This window comes from Vibrio sp. 10N.261.46.E11 (genome assembly GCF_041472735.1).
In the GTDB taxonomy this organism is placed as follows: Bacteria; Pseudomonadota; Gammaproteobacteria; order Enterobacterales; family Vibrionaceae; genus Vibrio.
Genome location: NZ_JBFRQW010000090.1, coordinates 12,814 through 29,059, shown reverse-complemented (window position 1 = coordinate 29,059; position 16,246 = coordinate 12,814). Strand labels below are relative to the sequence as shown.

11 protein-coding genes are annotated in these 16,246 nt (G+C 44.8%); 4 read left to right on the top strand and 7 right to left on the bottom strand.

The genetic code is table 11. The features are described from left to right. Window positions 1-91 precede the first annotated feature (91 nt). A complete protein-coding gene (gene prlC, locus AB4407_RS20750; RefSeq protein WP_372121837.1) occupies window positions 92-2,134 on the bottom strand; it encodes an oligopeptidase A in 2,043 nt (680 codons plus the stop codon). Between the two features lie 280 nt (window positions 2,135-2,414). Between prlC and AB4407_RS20745 the strand changes: the two genes are divergently transcribed. The 4 genes from AB4407_RS20745 to AB4407_RS20730 all read left to right on the top strand — a co-directional run bounded on the left by AB4407_RS20745 (window position 2,415) and on the right by AB4407_RS20730 (window position 7,089). Then, complete coding sequence (locus tag AB4407_RS20745) at window positions 2,415-3,254, top strand: 23S rRNA (adenine(2030)-N(6))-methyltransferase RlmJ (protein WP_122055445.1); 840 nt, start codon at window positions 2,415-2,417, stop codon at window positions 3,252-3,254. A 187-nt stretch (window positions 3,255-3,441) separates the two neighbouring features. Next, window positions 3,442-4,797 (top strand): glutathione-disulfide reductase, encoded by a 1,356-nt coding sequence (gene gorA / locus AB4407_RS20740; protein ID WP_372121836.1) that lies wholly within the window; start codon window positions 3,442-3,444, stop codon window positions 4,795-4,797. A 201-nt stretch (window positions 4,798-4,998) separates the two neighbouring features. Further along, on the top strand, window positions 4,999-6,696 hold the full coding sequence (locus AB4407_RS20735) for a hypothetical protein (protein WP_372121835.1): 1,698 nt from the start codon (window positions 4,999-5,001) through the stop codon (window positions 6,694-6,696). Between the two features lie 141 nt (window positions 6,697-6,837). Then, complete coding sequence (locus AB4407_RS20730) at window positions 6,838-7,089, top strand: DUF6482 family protein (protein WP_372121834.1); 252 nt, start codon at window positions 6,838-6,840, stop codon at window positions 7,087-7,089. Between the two features lie 91 nt (window positions 7,090-7,180). On the opposite strand, the gene AB4407_RS20725 is transcribed toward AB4407_RS20730, so the two are convergent. The 6 genes from AB4407_RS20725 to AB4407_RS20700 form a co-directional block, all read right to left on the bottom strand. Beyond that, window positions 7,181-8,422 (bottom strand): NADH:ubiquinone reductase (Na(+)-transporting) subunit B, encoded by a 1,242-nt coding sequence (locus tag AB4407_RS20725; RefSeq protein WP_372121833.1) that lies wholly within the window; start codon window positions 8,420-8,422, stop codon window positions 7,181-7,183. A 198-nt stretch (window positions 8,423-8,620) separates the two neighbouring features. After that, window positions 8,621-9,589 carry an SPOR domain-containing protein gene (locus tag AB4407_RS20720; protein ID WP_372121832.1) on the bottom strand — a complete coding sequence of 323 codons (969 nt, stop codon included), beginning with the start codon at window positions 9,587-9,589 and terminating at the stop codon, window positions 8,621-8,623. Between the two features lie 188 nt (window positions 9,590-9,777). Continuing rightward, window positions 9,778-10,716 carry an ABC transporter permease gene (locus AB4407_RS20715; protein ID WP_372121831.1) on the bottom strand — a complete coding sequence of 313 codons (939 nt, stop codon included), beginning with the start codon at window positions 10,714-10,716 and terminating at the stop codon, window positions 9,778-9,780. A gap of 2 nt (window positions 10,717-10,718) precedes the next feature. Beyond that, a complete protein-coding gene (locus AB4407_RS20710) occupies window positions 10,719-11,696 on the bottom strand; it encodes an ABC transporter permease (protein WP_009848074.1) in 978 nt (325 codons plus the stop codon). A 181-nt stretch (window positions 11,697-11,877) separates the two neighbouring features. Then, the gene (locus tag AB4407_RS20705) at window positions 11,878-13,431 is read right to left on the bottom strand and encodes an ABC transporter substrate-binding protein (RefSeq protein ID WP_009848075.1); all 1,554 of its coding nucleotides are present in this window, start codon (window positions 13,429-13,431) and stop codon (window positions 11,878-11,880) included. A 94-nt stretch (window positions 13,432-13,525) separates the two neighbouring features. Further along, window positions 13,526-15,253: an ABC transporter ATP-binding protein gene (locus AB4407_RS20700; protein WP_009848076.1), complete on the bottom strand. Its 1,728-nt coding sequence runs from the start codon at window positions 15,251-15,253 to the stop codon at window positions 13,526-13,528. Window positions 15,254-16,246: the final 993 nt, after the last annotated feature.

The window sequence follows — 16,246 nt, the reverse complement described above, 5'->3', positions numbered from 1 at the left end:
TAAGTGAACGGCATTACTCACAAGGAGGCTCTTTTCTCTATTAACTCGCAATAGAGCTAAGCAACTACCGCAGTTACGGAAATGATAGCAATTACGCGCTGATACCCGCATGACGTAGCATCGCATCGATTTGAGGCTCACGACCACGGAAGCGTTTGAACAGCTCCATAGGCTCTTCACTGCCACCCATCTCAAGGATGTTGTTCAGGAAGCGATTGCCCGTTTCAGTGTTGAAGATACCCTCTTCTTCAAATGCTGAGAACGCATCTGCAGACAATACTTCTGCCCACAGGTAGCTGTAGTAACCTGCGCTGTAGCCACCAGCAAAGATGTGACCAAAGCTGTGTGAGAAGCGGTTCCAGTCAAGGCTTGGCAATACAGAAACCTTAGACTTCACGTCGGCTAGCGTTTCTAGTACGCGAGCTCCCACTTCTGGGTCGTATTCTGTGTGCAGCGTAAAGTCGAACAAACCAAGCTCTAGCTGACGCAGAATAAACATCGCAGATTGGAAGTTCTTCGCCGCTAGCATCTTCTCTAGCATCTTTTTAGGTAAGGCTTCACCCGTTTCGAAATGACCCGAGATGAACGACAGCGCTTCTTCTTCCCAACACCAGTTTTCTAGGAACTGACTTGGTAGCTCAACCGCATCCCAAGGCACACCATTGATACCCGCAACTGCGCCCGCTTCTACTTGCGTTAGCATGTGGTGGATACCGTGACCAAACTCGTGGAACAGTGTCACTACTTCATCGTGAGTAAATAGCGCAGGCTTATCACCAACTGGCTTGTTGAAGTTACACGTTAGGTAAGCGACAGGTGTTTGTAGCTCGCCAGATTGAGTAATACGACGACCACGACAGTCATCCATCCAAGCACCGCCACGTTTGTGCTCACGTGCGTATAGGTCTAGGTAGAAGCTACCGCGCAGTGCTCCTGTCGCATCAAATATATCAAAGAAGCGCACTGACTCATGCCATGTGTCGACGCCTTCACGCTCTGTTACCGACATACCAAACACACGATTCAGTACCTCAAACAGGCCTGAAACCACATTAGATTCTGGGAAGTAAGGACGAAGCTCTTCATCAGAGATCTCGAACAGGTTCTGCTTCTGCTTTTCGCTGTAGTAAGCGATGTCCCACAGGTTTAGCTCAGAGACACCAAACTCTTTCTCAGCAAACTGACGTAGCTCTTCTACTTCACGTTCACCTTGCGGTTTGGCTTTTACTGCTAGGTCGTTTAAGAAGCCAAGAACCTGATCTGGCGTTTCAGCCATCTTGGTCGACAATGATTTTTCGCTGTAGGTGCTGAAACCCAGCATGCGTGCGATCTCGTGACGCAGTTTAAGCTGCTCTGTGATGATCTCTGTGTTGTCCCACTTACCAGCATTTGGACCACGATCCGAAGCGCGTGTTACGTAAGCTTCGTACAACTCTTTACGTAACGCTTGGTTATCACAGTAAGTCATCACAGGTAGGTATGATGGGATATCTAGAGTCAGTAGGTAACCTTCCAGCTCTTTAGCTTCTGCCGCGGCTTGTGCTGCTGCCAATGCCGACTCAGGCATACCCGCCAGTTCAGCTACGTCTGTGATCTGCTTGCTCCAACCCATGGTTGCATCAAGCACGTTGTTTGAGAATTGAGAGCCTAGCTCAGACTGGCGCTTGCTGATCTCGCCGTAGCGGTGCTGTTCGTCCGCAGGCAAGCCAATGCCTGACAATTCAAAGTCACGCAGTGCGTCAGTAATAGTTTTTTGTTGAGCTCGGTTTAATGCCGAGAATGCTTCGCTCGCCTTGATCGCTTTGTACGCTTCAAACAAGCCTTTGTGTTGACCAACCCAAGTGCCGTACTCAGACAGTACTGGTAGGCAGCTTTCATACGCTTCACGCAGTTCGTCGCTGTTAACAACAGAGTTCATGTGGCTTACTGGTGACCAAATACGGCCTAAACGATCATCCACTTCTTCAATCGGAGCAACGAGGTTGTCCCAGCTTGGCGAAGTATTACCTTCAAGTACTTGTTCTATCTTGTTGCGACACGCTTCAATCACTTGCTCAACCGCTGGCTTAACGTGCTCAGGTTTGATTTGTGAAAACGGAGGTAAGTCCGTGAAGGTTAATAGCGGATTAGACATATAAACATTCCTTTGGCTTTAGAGACTTTCGTCTTTTTTGTAATGAGGTCGTCTTACAGTCATCAGGCTCAGGTTCGCCCTAAAAAAATCACCTGCGAATAGTTATTAAATAGTGCCCAATAAGGCAAATTTCAATAGTAGAACCAATAACTAACCACATATTGCGAACGACTGTTCCTGAATTGTTCGAGAATTTATGGTCCATTGAGGGTTATAATGGTTTGATTACCCCCACCTACACTAACCACACTCTAAATCGAGAGTGTTACGAGAGTTTAATTTGTTAAGTTATCGCCACAGCTTCCACGCAGGTAACCACGCCGACGTAGTAAAGCATATCGTACAGAGCCTTATTCTTAATTCTTTGAAACAGAAGGATAAGCCTTTTGTTTATCATGACACTCACTCTGGTGTAGGTCGTTACGACTTAACGCATGAATGGTCTGAAAAAACCGGTGAATACAAGCAAGGTATCGCTCGCGTTTGGGATCAGCAAAATCTTCCTGAAGACATTCAAAGCTACCTTGAGTCTATCTCAACACTAAATAACGGTGACAAGCTTCGCTACTACCCAGGTTCACCACGTGTTGCCCGCGCACACCTACGTGACCAAGACCGCATGGTGTTAACCGAACTTCACCCTGCAGACCACCCGCTGCTTGAGCAAGAGTTCCACCGCGATCGTCAGGTATCTATCTACAAAGAAGATGGTTTCCAACGCTTAAAAGGCAGCCTGCCACCAAAAGAACGTCGTGGTTTGGTACTTATCGACCCGCCTTATGAGCTAGCAAGAGAGTACCGCGATGTGGTGACGGCGATTGCTCAAAGCCATAAGCGCTGGGCAACCGGTATCTACGCAATTTGGTACCCGGTAGTAAACCGTTGTGACATCGAAGACATGATCGAAGGCCTTGAAGGCTTAGGTATCAACAAGATTCTACAAATCGAACTTGGCGTATCACCAGACACTAACGAGCGCGGCATGACAGCATCAGGCATGATTGTTATCAACCCACCTTGGAAGCTAGAGAGCCAAATGAACGAGATTCTTCCATTCTTGAAGGAAGCAATTGCACCGGCAACCGGTCACTTCAAAGTAGAGTGGATCGTACCCGAGTAATCTCGAATCCACATCATAGACTGAAGAATCTTCAACAGACTGTGATGTGGACGAATAAATTTTAAACAGGGAGATTGAGTTCAACCGATCTGCCCTCAATATAATAATTAGACAATTTAAGAATCTATAGGACGTAGGTATCCAGTGCTCTCACTGTGACTACAACCTTCAACAAATGGAGAAAGTAATGGCGACTCATTTTGATTACATCTGTATCGGTGGCGGTTCAGGCGGCATCGCATCAGCTAACCGCGCAGCAATGCACGGTGCAAAAGTTGCACTTATCGAAGCTCAAGACCTTGGTGGTACTTGTGTAAACGTTGGTTGTGTTCCTAAAAAGGTAATGTGGCACGGCGCTCAAGTCGCTGAAGCTATCAACCTATACTCTGAAGACTACGGCTTCGACGTTGATGTAAAAGGCTTCAACTGGGGCAAACTGGTTGAAAACCGCCAAGCTTACATTGGTCGTATCCACCAATCTTACGATCGCGTACTGGGTAACAACAAAGTAAACGTAATCAAAGGCTTTGCTAAGTTCGTTAATGAGAAGACCGTTGAAGTTAACGGTGAACACTACACAGCAGATCACATCCTGATCGCGGTAGGTGGTCGTCCAACCATTCCAAACATCCCAGGTGCAGAATACGGTATCGACTCAAATGGCTTCTTCGACCTGATGGAGCAACCTAAACGTGTTGCTGTTATCGGCGCGGGATACATCGCAGTTGAGATCGCAGGCGTACTAAGTGCACTTGGCACAGAAACACACCTATTCTGCCGTAAAGAATCACCACTACGTAGCTTCGATCCAATGATCATCGAAACGCTAGTAGAAGTAATGGAAGCAGAAGGTCCAACACTTCACACGCATTCTGTTCCTAAAGAAGTAGTGAAAGAAGCGGACGGCACACTGACTCTACACCTAGAGAACGGCAACACTCAAAACGTTGACCACCTAATTTGGGCTATCGGTCGCCACCCAGCAACTGACGCGATCAACCTAGCATCAACTGGCGTTGAGACGAACGACCGTGGCTATATCAAGGTAGACGAGTTCCAAGCGACTAACGTTCCGGGCATCTACTGTGTTGGTGACATCATGGAAGGCGGTATCGAGCTAACTCCTGTAGCAGTTAAAGCAGGTCGTCAGCTTTCTGAGCGTCTATTCAACGGTCAAACCAACGCGAAGATGGACTACAAGCTAGTTCCTACTGTTGTATTCAGCCACCCACCTATCGGCACGATCGGTCTAACGACTCAAGAAGCTGAAGAGCAATACGGCAAAGACAACATCAAGGTATACACGTCTGGTTTTACTGCAATGTACACTGCAGTCACTCAGCACCGTCAACCTTGTAAGATGAAGCTAGTATGTGCTGGCGAAGAAGAGACTGTAGTCGGCCTACACGGCATCGGTTTTACTGTTGATGAAATGATTCAAGGCTTCGGCGTTGCAATGAAAATGGGCGCAACCAAAGCAGATTTCGACTCTGTTGTGGCGATTCACCCAACGGGCAGCGAAGAATTCGTTACCATGCGATAAACCACTGTAAGTCAAAGAAATATTATACAAAAGCCGACCTATGTCGGCTTTTTTTGTTTTTTACCGTATGGTTGGGATATTTATTAACCGAACAGCATTTTACATACTTAACTTGGAATCAAGATCAAACTACAATCGCGCGCTATAAAATTACACGCATAAAAAAACAATTAGCTCTAATACATGAAGGATGTACGAGTAATGAAAAAAGTGAGTATTCTCGCAGCAGCGATTGCAGTGGCTTTAACAGGTTGTGGTAGCGACAGTTCTAATTCAGGTGTCACAACACCGACAGAACCATCAACAACAACCAACAAATTTATCGATGCCGCTGTTGAAGGTATCTACTACAGTACTAGCTCTGGTTCAAAGGGCATCACAAACAGCGAAGGCGAATTTACCGCTAAGTCTGACGACACGGTGACCTTCTTCATTGGTGGTGAAAATGGCTTGAAAGTAGGGGCAGCATCAAACCGTGATGTACTGACGCCATTTGAAGCGGCGGGCAAATACGACCGAGCTCTGAATTTAGCAATTCTGCTTCAGTCTTTAGATAATCAATTTGGTAACGCTTCTGATGAAGTACTAACAATTCCAGATGCGCTGCGCGAACCTGATGCTGCGACGTTAGCGAAGATGAAAAACCTAAGTCTAGATGACCGTGATTCTGTTACAGACTTCCTGACAGCGATGGGAGTCACTTCAATTACAAGTGAATCTGAAGCATTGGCTCATATGGAGAAAGCATTCGGAGAAAAATCAGGGACTGTTCGCGGCAGCACTGATGCCAATCCATTTGTAGCGAAAAATGGGCAATTCATTCGCTCAATCATGGTGAGACAGTATGATATTAACGATCCAAACAACCGCCCTAACGACAAAACAATGTTAGTTCACGCTGACAAAATGCTTCCTAAAGCTGTGTTTGAACATACACGTGGCACGCCTTACTTCATTTATCAAGATTCAGCCAATGGTCTTATTGCTGTAAGTGACAGCGACTCTTTATTGTCATACGCAGACGCTGAAAAGTACATCAGCTGTGTATTGGCAGGGAGTTCTGCAGGCTGCAATCAAACAGCTCACCCAGACTTCACCCTAAACGCTCCGTTTTCTTACCTTCTACTTGATAAAAGCAAAGAAAATACCACACCTAAACCAGAGAGTTACGGTTGGGCACCTTTCATTGAAGGGAATCAACAAGTCCTCAACCACTACACGCCAAACAAACTGGAAGATGATCGAGATGAAGGCGATGCAACCCCTTCATACCAATATGAAACTCTTTCAGGTAGCTATGACCCAATTACAAAAATATACACACAAATTCGTTCAAAAACAGAGTTAAGCGACCCATCAAGCGAATCAAGTAAAGCAAAGCGTATCGAAGAAAGTTTGAATTTCTACTATCACGTAGAAACACCTAGTGACGAAAGGTACGTGGATTTCACTGGGTCTTGGGATACCACTCAGATTTGCGCTGATGGACAAAATGCTGTCATGAGAATGGTATTTGATTCTGAGGGCGCTACCGTATCAGGGAAAGAGTGCAATGCAAACTCACCGGCAGATCTTGAAGACTCAGGCAAGAAGTATACCTATGAAGAGCTTGCTGCAATTGACTATTGGTGGTTTAACATTTCAGGACGTGAATCAAAAGCAACACTGACAGATCTAAACTCAGTCGTGCGCTTCTGTGATGATACTGACAATGGTTATATTCCTGGTTCAGGAGATAAATGTCCTGTTGATGCAAATGGTAATAATCAAGAATACATCATTAAATGGGAGTATCAGCCAGCAGGTACTAACTGGGATGAAGGGTTGCTAACTCGCCGTAAAATGACTCCAGACGGATCAACAACAGGCCGTGTGAGCATCATGCAAAAAATCAACTAACCTTTGAGTTAATTTGATTACTTATTAATAAACCAGAAGCTGAGCTTCTGGTTTTTTCATTTTTAACACACATGAACCTTCAAACAACCATCAACGTAGATACAGAAACAAAGAACTATCGAGAACAACATGGAGTTTGTTATGAATCTACTCATTGAATCATTTGAAGGCGGGATTTATTTGGCTTACCAAGTCGTTGGTGAGCAAAAGCAGTTAATTAAGGACGGCCACCAGCACCCAATGAAGTTTTTGAGTGTTAACCAAGCCCGTGACCACTTCAGTGATCAAGGCGTATCGTCAGCAATGCTGATACACAACAGTGCATACGACGAGATGTGCGGTGAGCATTGTGGTAACACCCAACCGTTCGAGATTGATTTGAAGTGGAGTTGAATCAACTTCAAATCAATCGCGATAAAAATTGAAAGGCTTGCAGCGACGCAAGCCTTTTTGATGAGAATAGCTTTCCCTTTCTGCACTGAACTCAGCGCAATGTTCGTTTCTGTCTGCGTTTGATGTTTTGCTCTTTCACAATAAAGTCGAACAATGGCGCGAACAGGTTAGCAAACAGAATGGCTAACATGATTCCCTCTGGATAAGCTGGGTTGAGCACTCTAATCCCGACGGTCATAACGCCTATCAAAATACCGTAAGACCATTTACTGTTATTGGTAAAAGCGGCAGATACTGGGTCGGTTGCCATAAAGAAAGTGCCAAAAGCAACGCCACCCAACACAAAGTGCCAGTAGAACGGCATCGAAAACATCGAGTTGGTATCGGAGCCGATCCAATTCATCAAACTCGAAGTCACCACGAGGCCAATAATTACACCAGCGACTATGCGCCAAGAGGCTATCTTCATGGCCATCAGAATCAGACCCGTCAACATGATAAGCAATGAAGAAGCCTCACCCATCGAGCCCGGAATATTACCGATAAAGGCGTCCATCCAAGTGATCGCCTCGCCAGTCATGTTATTGATGAGTGACGTGCTGCCACCTTCGTACCATTGACTCAGCGGCGTCGCGCCTGAATAGCCGTCAGCGGCAACCCACACAAGCCCACCCGACATGTTGGATGGATAAGCGAAATAGAGAAACGCGCGGCCTGCGAGTGCAGGGTTAAGGAAGTTTCGTCCTGTACCACCGAACAGCTCTTTGGCCACAACGATACCGAAGGTGATACCTAATGCGGCTTGCCATAACGGGATAGTCGGCGGGAGGATTAAGGCGAACAACACCGAACTCACAAAGAAGCCTTCGTTGACCTCATGCTTACGCACTACGGCAAACAACACCTCCCAGAAGCCACCGACCACAAACACAGTGGCATAAACGGGTAAGAAGTAGAGAGCCCCGAGCAACATCTGACTTCCCCAGCTACTTGCCATTAAGGACTGTGCATCACCAAATGCCCATGACAAGCGCCAGCTGCTCTCGATAACCGAGGAAAGCTCATTGAGTTGATAACTGGATGTTAGTGCCGAGACACTCTGGTGTCCGACGTTATACATCCCCCAGAACATGGCAGGAAAAGTCGCCAGCCACACCAAAATCATAATACGCTTGAGATCGATACTATCTCGAACGTGGGTCAAGCCTCGGTTCACGTTGCCGGGCGTGTAAAATATGGTCGCAAAAGCCTCATACACAGGGTAGAGCTTTTCATACTTACCACCCGCTTCGAAGCGCGGAGCCACGTCTTCTAATCGTTTTTTCAAACTCATAATCTCAATCACCTTATTGCTTGAGTTATGGTTTTCTACGCACCAACTGCTCTATTTGAACAATTTTTAGCTATTTTTAATCAAATTTGTATTGAAAATCCGAGTATCCGGAAATCGACCTGATATTGAAAAGAAAGGCCTATAAACAACAAAGCCCCAGCAATGGCTGAGGCTTATTTGGTATTACGCACGTCTTCGTTATTTCACACACATCACATTAAGTAGTGAGGAGCCTTTAAGCTGGTTTACGTTACCGTTAGTAAACAGGCCTTTTTTGTCTGCGCCCCAATAAGGCAGGTGCATTGGCCAGTTCTGATTTTCCATGACCTTCGACCCTAAGAGACTTTGCCACTGCTTTTCACTCAACAGCGTCATATTAATCTTATCACATACTAATTCGGCACTGTCGTAATCGAGTCGGCTCCAAGGTTTACCTTGCTCCATATAAAACTGTTGTTCATCACCTAAAAGATAAGGAATCGCATATTTACTACCCGCAACACTCGCTGTCATGCGTATTTCAATGTTCAGATCATTGTCTGAATTTGCACCATGACTAGGAAAAGCTTGAATGGCAGCAGCACTCGCGACTGCAGATTTTTGAGCAGCAGCTATCGGCTTTGGTGCTGGTTTCGCTGCTACTTTAGCCTTAACCGTTTTTGACTCTGCCGTTTTTGACTTCATTGCTTTGGTCACGACCGGTTGTGAAGAAGAGGTCTTCGATTTATCAACCATACGAATAAAGGCTTCGCCATACCCAGAAATCTTACGTACCTGAGCTAAGTCTTTTCTCGCATCAGAGAAGGTAGAATAAGGACCAATTAGGCAGCGATAATCTCCACCTTCGGGCTTCATCCATACGTTAGTTGAAATCTTCTCATACAATGGCTTTGCTTTGCTCAGTGACAAAGGCTTATTCAACAAACCACATTGAACCCAAAACAGCTCATTATCTGAATGATGTTTAGGCGCTTTACTGCCCCAAACACCTTTACCAATCGGACATGATTGTTCTAGCTGTGGTAACTGATTGGTGCTTGCCTGAGTCGCATCGCATAGAACCGATTCGGCATTAACTTGGCTTGATACCAACAGAAATGCAGCAATAAGCCCCATACGATAATTTCTAACCACAGCACGACATACAACATTCATTGTCAACTTCATAACCACCACTTAAACCCTCTAGGGGTTAATTATTACCGAACAAGTGTCGATAAAACATGAATTCCATTTTAAGTACTATTGACTCTATCAATGGTACTAAGTTCCAAATTCATTAAGCAAAAAAAGAGCCGTAATTGCTTACGACTCTTAGTTTAGTGATTTTTTTTACTAAAAATCAAACTGAACTATCACCCTTTATAGATTTTCGGGTTAAACACGTCACGTAACCAGTCGCCTAGTAGGTTGATAACTAGAACCAATGTCACCAAAAGCACACCTGGGAATGCAGTGATCCACCATGCTCCTGAGAAGATGTAGTTAAAACCAGTACTAATCAGAGCACCCAGTGACGGTTGGTCGACTGGAAGGCCTAAACCTAGGAAAGAAAGTGCCGCTTCTGACATGATGGCATTTGCCACCTGTACTGTAGAGATAACCAAAATCGGTGATAAACAGTTAGGCAGAATATGACGGAACATGATACGAGGCGCTCTAAAGCCCATCACACGTGCCGCTTCTACGTACTCTTTCTTCTTCTCTGCTAATACTGATGCACGAATAGTACGCGCATACTGCGGCCATTCTGCGATACCAATGATCACCACCAGCATCACCACAGCGTATTGTGCATAGAAATCACTACCGAAACTTGCCTTAAAGATGGCCGAGACAATGATCGCAACCATCATGGTTGAGAACGAAAGCTGAACATCAGCGAAGCGCATCAAGAAGCTATCAATACGGCCACCGAAGTAACCCGCAGACAAGCCAATGATAATACCAAGCGTCAGCTGTAGACCTACCGCTAAGAAACCAATGGTCAGTGATAAACGAGAACCGTAAAGCATAGTCGATAAAATATCACGGCCTTGCTCATCCGTTCCTAGCAAGAAGCGTTCTTCGCCGTCTTCCATCCATGATGGTGGAAGTTCTGAGTCCATGATGTCGATAGACGTCACGTCATACGGGTCTGTTGGCGCTAGAATAGGGGCAGCTAGAGCCATCACTAAAAAGATTGAGAAAATGGCGAAACTCACCATTGCCACTTTGTCGCGTAAGAAGTAATACACAATGTCTGATTGCTTAAAACGTTCCCAGCGAGATGGAGCTGTTGTTGTTTGTTCCATGATTATGCTCCTTTCCCTGTGATGTTAACGGTTGGGTTGATAACACCGTAAAGCAAATCAACAATTGTGTTAGTCACGACGAAAATAAGACCAACAAAAATAACGTATGCGGTAATCAGCGGAGTATCCACTCGGTTAATCGCTTCTAAGAATAAGAAACCTGTACCTGGCCACTGGAAAACCGTCTCAGTAAGAATGGTGTATGCCACCATAGTACCGATTTGAACACCACCTACCGTTAATACTGGCAGCATTGTGTTTTTCAAAGCGTGTTGGTAGTAAATCTTGTTCAGCGCTAGGCCTTTTGCTTTACCAAACTTGATGTATTCAGAGCTAAGAACCTCTAGCATTTCAGAACGTACTAGACGAATGAATAGCGGCAGCATGATAGATGCTAGAGCAATACTCGGCAGAACTAAGTGTGCAAGGCCATCTAGCGTTAAGAAGCCAGACTCCCAACCAAACCAGTTGGCCGTATCACCACGTCCAAATGACGGCAGCCAACCGAGCTCAATAGAGAACACATACATCAGCATGATTGCAGTTAAGAAAACAGGAACCGAGATACCGACACTACTGCCTGCCATAATCAATTTGGTAAAAAAGCTTTTTGGGTGAATAGCAGAGTAAACGCCGAGTGGGATCGACATACAAACAATAATTAAAGAAGCACCAAATACCAGCTCCAGAGTCGCCACTAGTTTATCTAGAATCACATCAACTGCAGGTCGCTTAAAGAAGTATGAAGTACCAAGATCACCCTGTAGAGCTGCGCCTACAAAGCGAGAGTATTTTGTAACGAAGGGATCATTTAAGCCGAGTTCATCGCGTAGCGCTTGACGCTCCGCCTCTGAAACAGATTGACCGACTAACTCACGTAACGGGTCGCCCAGGTTATCCTGAATGGCAAACGCCACCAAACTGATCACAAACATCACTATCAGTGCCTGAAACAGGCGCTTGACCAGAAACGTAACCATTCCTTGCCCCTTATCTATCCATGACTATCTAATCGAAATCCGCGACTAGACAACAAAAAAATTCAGTCTTAAAAAAGGTATTTAGCCAGACTGAAGGAAGACCAAATACCGAAACTTAAATCTATATCTTAATAATATTGAGAGCCTGAAAGCTTCAGGCTCTCGATTCTAGCAAGCTAGATTATTTTACAACTAGGTCGCCGAAGTAAGGCATAACCATTGGGTTTACTACGTCTGCTGCACCTACGTTAGATTTCGCGCCCCACGCTTCACTCTGCCAGTGCAGAGGAACGAAGACTGCATCGTTGTAAAGTGTTGCTTCAACACCTTTCAGCATCTTAGAACGCTTAACTGGGTCAGTTTCAGTGTTAGAAGCTTCTACAATCGCATCCATTTCTGGGTTTGAGTAGCCAGAACAGTTGTATTGACCACGGCCAGTCTCTTCGTTGCGAGTCATTGTTAAGAACTCGTTGAAGTTAGCTGAATCTTCAGTATCTGAGTGCCAGCCGATCATCATCATGTCTGCTGAACATAGGTCAAATTCTGGCCAGTACTGTGCTTTAGGCATTGTCTTAAGATCAACTTTGATACCAATCTTAGACAGCATTGCCGCAGACGCTTGCGCTACTTTCGCATCGTTCACGTAACGGTTGTTAGGCGCTGCCATAGTTAGTGTAAAGCCATCTTCGTAGCCCGCTTCTTTCATCAGCTCTTTCGCTTTTTTCAGATCGTAACGAGGAACTAGATCTTCGTTGTGACCCGCGTAGCCTGTTGGGCTCTGCTGACCAGCAGCGGTCGCGAAACCTTTCATGATTTTCTTAACAATACCTTCATTGTTAATCGCATGAACGATTGCTTGACGAACGCGCACATCTTTCAGTGCTTCGTTGCTGTTTTGGTTCATTTGGAACGTAATGATACGAGTACCAGGTAGCGTTACTAGATCGATGTTCTTAGCTTTTTTAACACGCTTATGATCGTTTGGCGCAACAGGGTGAATCATATCAACGTCGCCAGAAAGAAGTGCTGCTACACGCGTTGCATCTTCTTTGATTGGCACAAGTGTTAGCTTGTCTACGTTACCTTCAGTTTCTGTGTCCCAGTAATCGTTGAAACGCTCGAACGTTACTTTAACGCCTTGCTCACGCTGCGTTACGATAAATGGACCAGTACCAGAAACGTTAGTCGAAGCAAACGAGTTACCGTGCTTAACTAGCTCAGATTTGTCATTACCTTCCGCTGTTTGACCAGAGTAGAACTTGCTGTCCATTGGGAAGATGTAGGTTGCTGTTTGTAGTACTAGTGGGTAAGCCGCTTTTGATACTAGCTCAACTGTGTAGTCATCCACTTTTACCATTTTTTCGTATGGCGTGAAGATAGACTTAAAGTCTGGAGAAGCTTGTAGACGTTCAAAAGTCCACACAACATCATCAGCAGTCAGTTCGTTACCAGAGTGGAATTTCACGCCTTTACGTAAGTTAAAGCGAAAAGTCGTTTCATCAACACGCTCCCAGCTAGATGCTAGGCGGCCTTCAAAATCCATCTCTTGAGTGAAACGTACTAGAGGGTCAAACACCATGTGAGACATTTGCAGTGTGCCACCAGACAGCTGCTCGTGCGGGTCAAGTGATACCGGGTCAGCTGCGTAGCCAACGGTAATATCTGCTGCTGCTGCACTAAAGCTTAGGCCAGCTGCCATTAAAGCTACTGCTAATTTGCTTTTCATGGTTTTCATTGCATAACTCCTTCATGCGGGAATCCAGATCCCTAGTTGTTGTATTTGCGTCTGTTTATTGTTTTTAGCAAGCTAAACTCCAGCCTGCTGATTTTTATACCGCGGCTTGTGCCACTGCTTTTTCTTCTCTTAAACCTGTAAATTCAGGCATTAAAGAAATTAGGTGTTTGCTGTATTCATGCTGAGGCGATTGGAATAGCTGCTCAGTTGGCGCTACTTCCAATAGTTCTCCCATTTGCATCACACCAACACGATCACACATTTGGCGAATAACCGGTAAATCGTGACTGATGAACAGCATGGTTAGGTTGAGCTCGTCTTGTAAATCTTTTAATAGGTTAAGGATCTGAGCCTGAACCGACACATCCAGCGCAGAGGTAGGTTCATCACAAATCAAAAGACGTGGACGAGTTGCCAAGGCGCGAGCGATAGAAATACGCTGACGTTGGCCACCTGAGAATTCGTGTGGGTATTTAACCCCAGCCATCTTGCCTAAACCAACGTGCTCTAGCAGGTCGTTAACGATCTGACGAGTTTCATTCTCGTTACGCGTAAGTTTATGGAATCGGATCGGCTCAGCAATGATGTCGAATATCTTCATTCGAGGGTTCATTGATGTATAAGGGTTTTGGAAAACCATCTGCATTTGACGACGCATTGGGCGACGTTCTTTTTCAGATTTAAGTCCCGTAAGATCAACGCCTTCAAATGTTACCTTGCCTGAGTTAGGTGCGTACAAACCAGCAATCACACGAGCAATCGTTGATTTACCCGAACCAGATTCACCAACAAGACCAAAAGTTTCACCTTCATGTACTTCAAAGCTCACGTTATTTGACGCCTGAACGTACTCACGACGACTCTCAAAGAAAGAATCCTTGGTAGTAAAGCGTAAGTTTACATTTTCAACATTCAACAGTGGACCAGTGTAATCACGGTGATCTTGGCTTTGACCCAACCAATGGTTTTTCACATCAAGTGGTTCCATCTCATGTGCTTCTTCGATGTAGCTCACAAGAGGGAAACGATCAAGTTTACGATCTGAACGCGGAACCGCGGAGATAAGACTGTGCGTGTAAGGGTGTTCAGGAGTACCAAGGACTTTCGCCGTCGGACCAAACTCAACCAAATCACCACGATACATAACGGCTACGCGATCGGTAACATTAGATACCACACCCATATCGTGTGTGACCAACATACAACCTACATTCTTCTTAATACATAGGTCGCGAATCAAACCCAAGATCTGATCTTGAATAGACACATCCAGTGCCGTTGTTGGTTCATCGGCGATGATTAGGTCAGGTTCACCTGCCAGTGCGATCGCGATAACAACACGCTGACGCATACCGCCAGAGAATTGGTGTGGGTACTGCTTTAAACGGTTTTCCGGTTGTGGTATACCCACTTGGTTCATCAAATCTAATGAGCGCTGGTAGGCTTCTTGATCCGAAACCTTCATGTTGGCATGAATCGTCTCTTTTAACTGCTGTTCTACTGTGAATAGAGGGTTAAGAGAAGTCATTGGATCTTGGAAGATAAAACCAATCTTTGAGCCGCGAACAGAACGCATCTGTTCAGGAGATAAGCCTGAAACTTTTTCACCGTCCAGAAATACCTCGCCGCTAGCAATGCGACCAGGAGGGCTCAGCAAATCGATCACAGCATTACCTACTGTTGATTTGCCTGCACCAGACTCGCCTACAACGCCAACAATTTCACCACGTTCAATGTTGAACGAAAGTGATTTCACTGCGGCGTGAACTCCATGACGAGATGGGTATTCGATACGAAGATTTTTTACTTCTAAAAGTGACATTACCAGACCTCTACTGCTTTGGCAGCTTTCTGCCCTGTCTGCAAAATTGAATCCATTCTTACCAGAATATTGTTCTGATATTTTATACGGTTGACAATTTGGCAAATAATTCACAGAAAAGCAACAAAAATAGGATAAAAAGTCGACATTAAACGCTTAGCAAGTAAAAATGCCACATAAGTATTCACTCGAAGAGCATATAGTAATGAAAATCAGCATTATATTTCCAATAATAAATACTCACAAACCCCTTACTACTGCGTACTTGTAGAGTTAAACATATCATTCAAAGCACATATCCCCGCCAGTCACCAAGAACAAATAATTATTCCAAAAAACAATTAACATTATAGAAACAAGCGCTAGATTTACCAATTTAAACAAACAAAACAACCACTAAGCAGCTCATTAACCACACATACAACCAATGCGGTAAATTCATAGAATACAAAAAGTAAAACCAAAGACTTAGTAAATTAAAGATGAATTTGAGCAACCTGATGCAAGGAAAACTGTCAAATATAGGCCTTAGAGACCAAATTTACTGTCAGCTTTCATTTTTCATAAATATCTCCAGACCAAACCTATCGACGTGTCTAATTATTGAACGGTTAATTTATATAAAATTAGATATAGATCAGCCTGTTGATAAAGAGGAATCCTCTAGAAAGACGTAATAATCGAGAAAAAAGGTATGAGAGCGCCTTATATAAAGGATGGATTTTGCGAAGGCCACATCTAAGCAGACGTTGAAACATTTAGGATATCAGTATTCAAAATCAAGAATAACTGAAACGGCAGAGATAATAACTCCCAGTCTTTCGACTGAAGCCTCTAGTTGTGGTTAATGAAGAGATATTCGGCGCGGAAGAACTTCCTGCGGGCTAGCAATCCAGCTCACGACCTTCTGATCCCAAATCATCTAAATTCCAGATGTAAAAAAGCCCCGTCATTTCTGACGCGGACAGGTAGTTGAGGCTTCTTAAGGTGGTC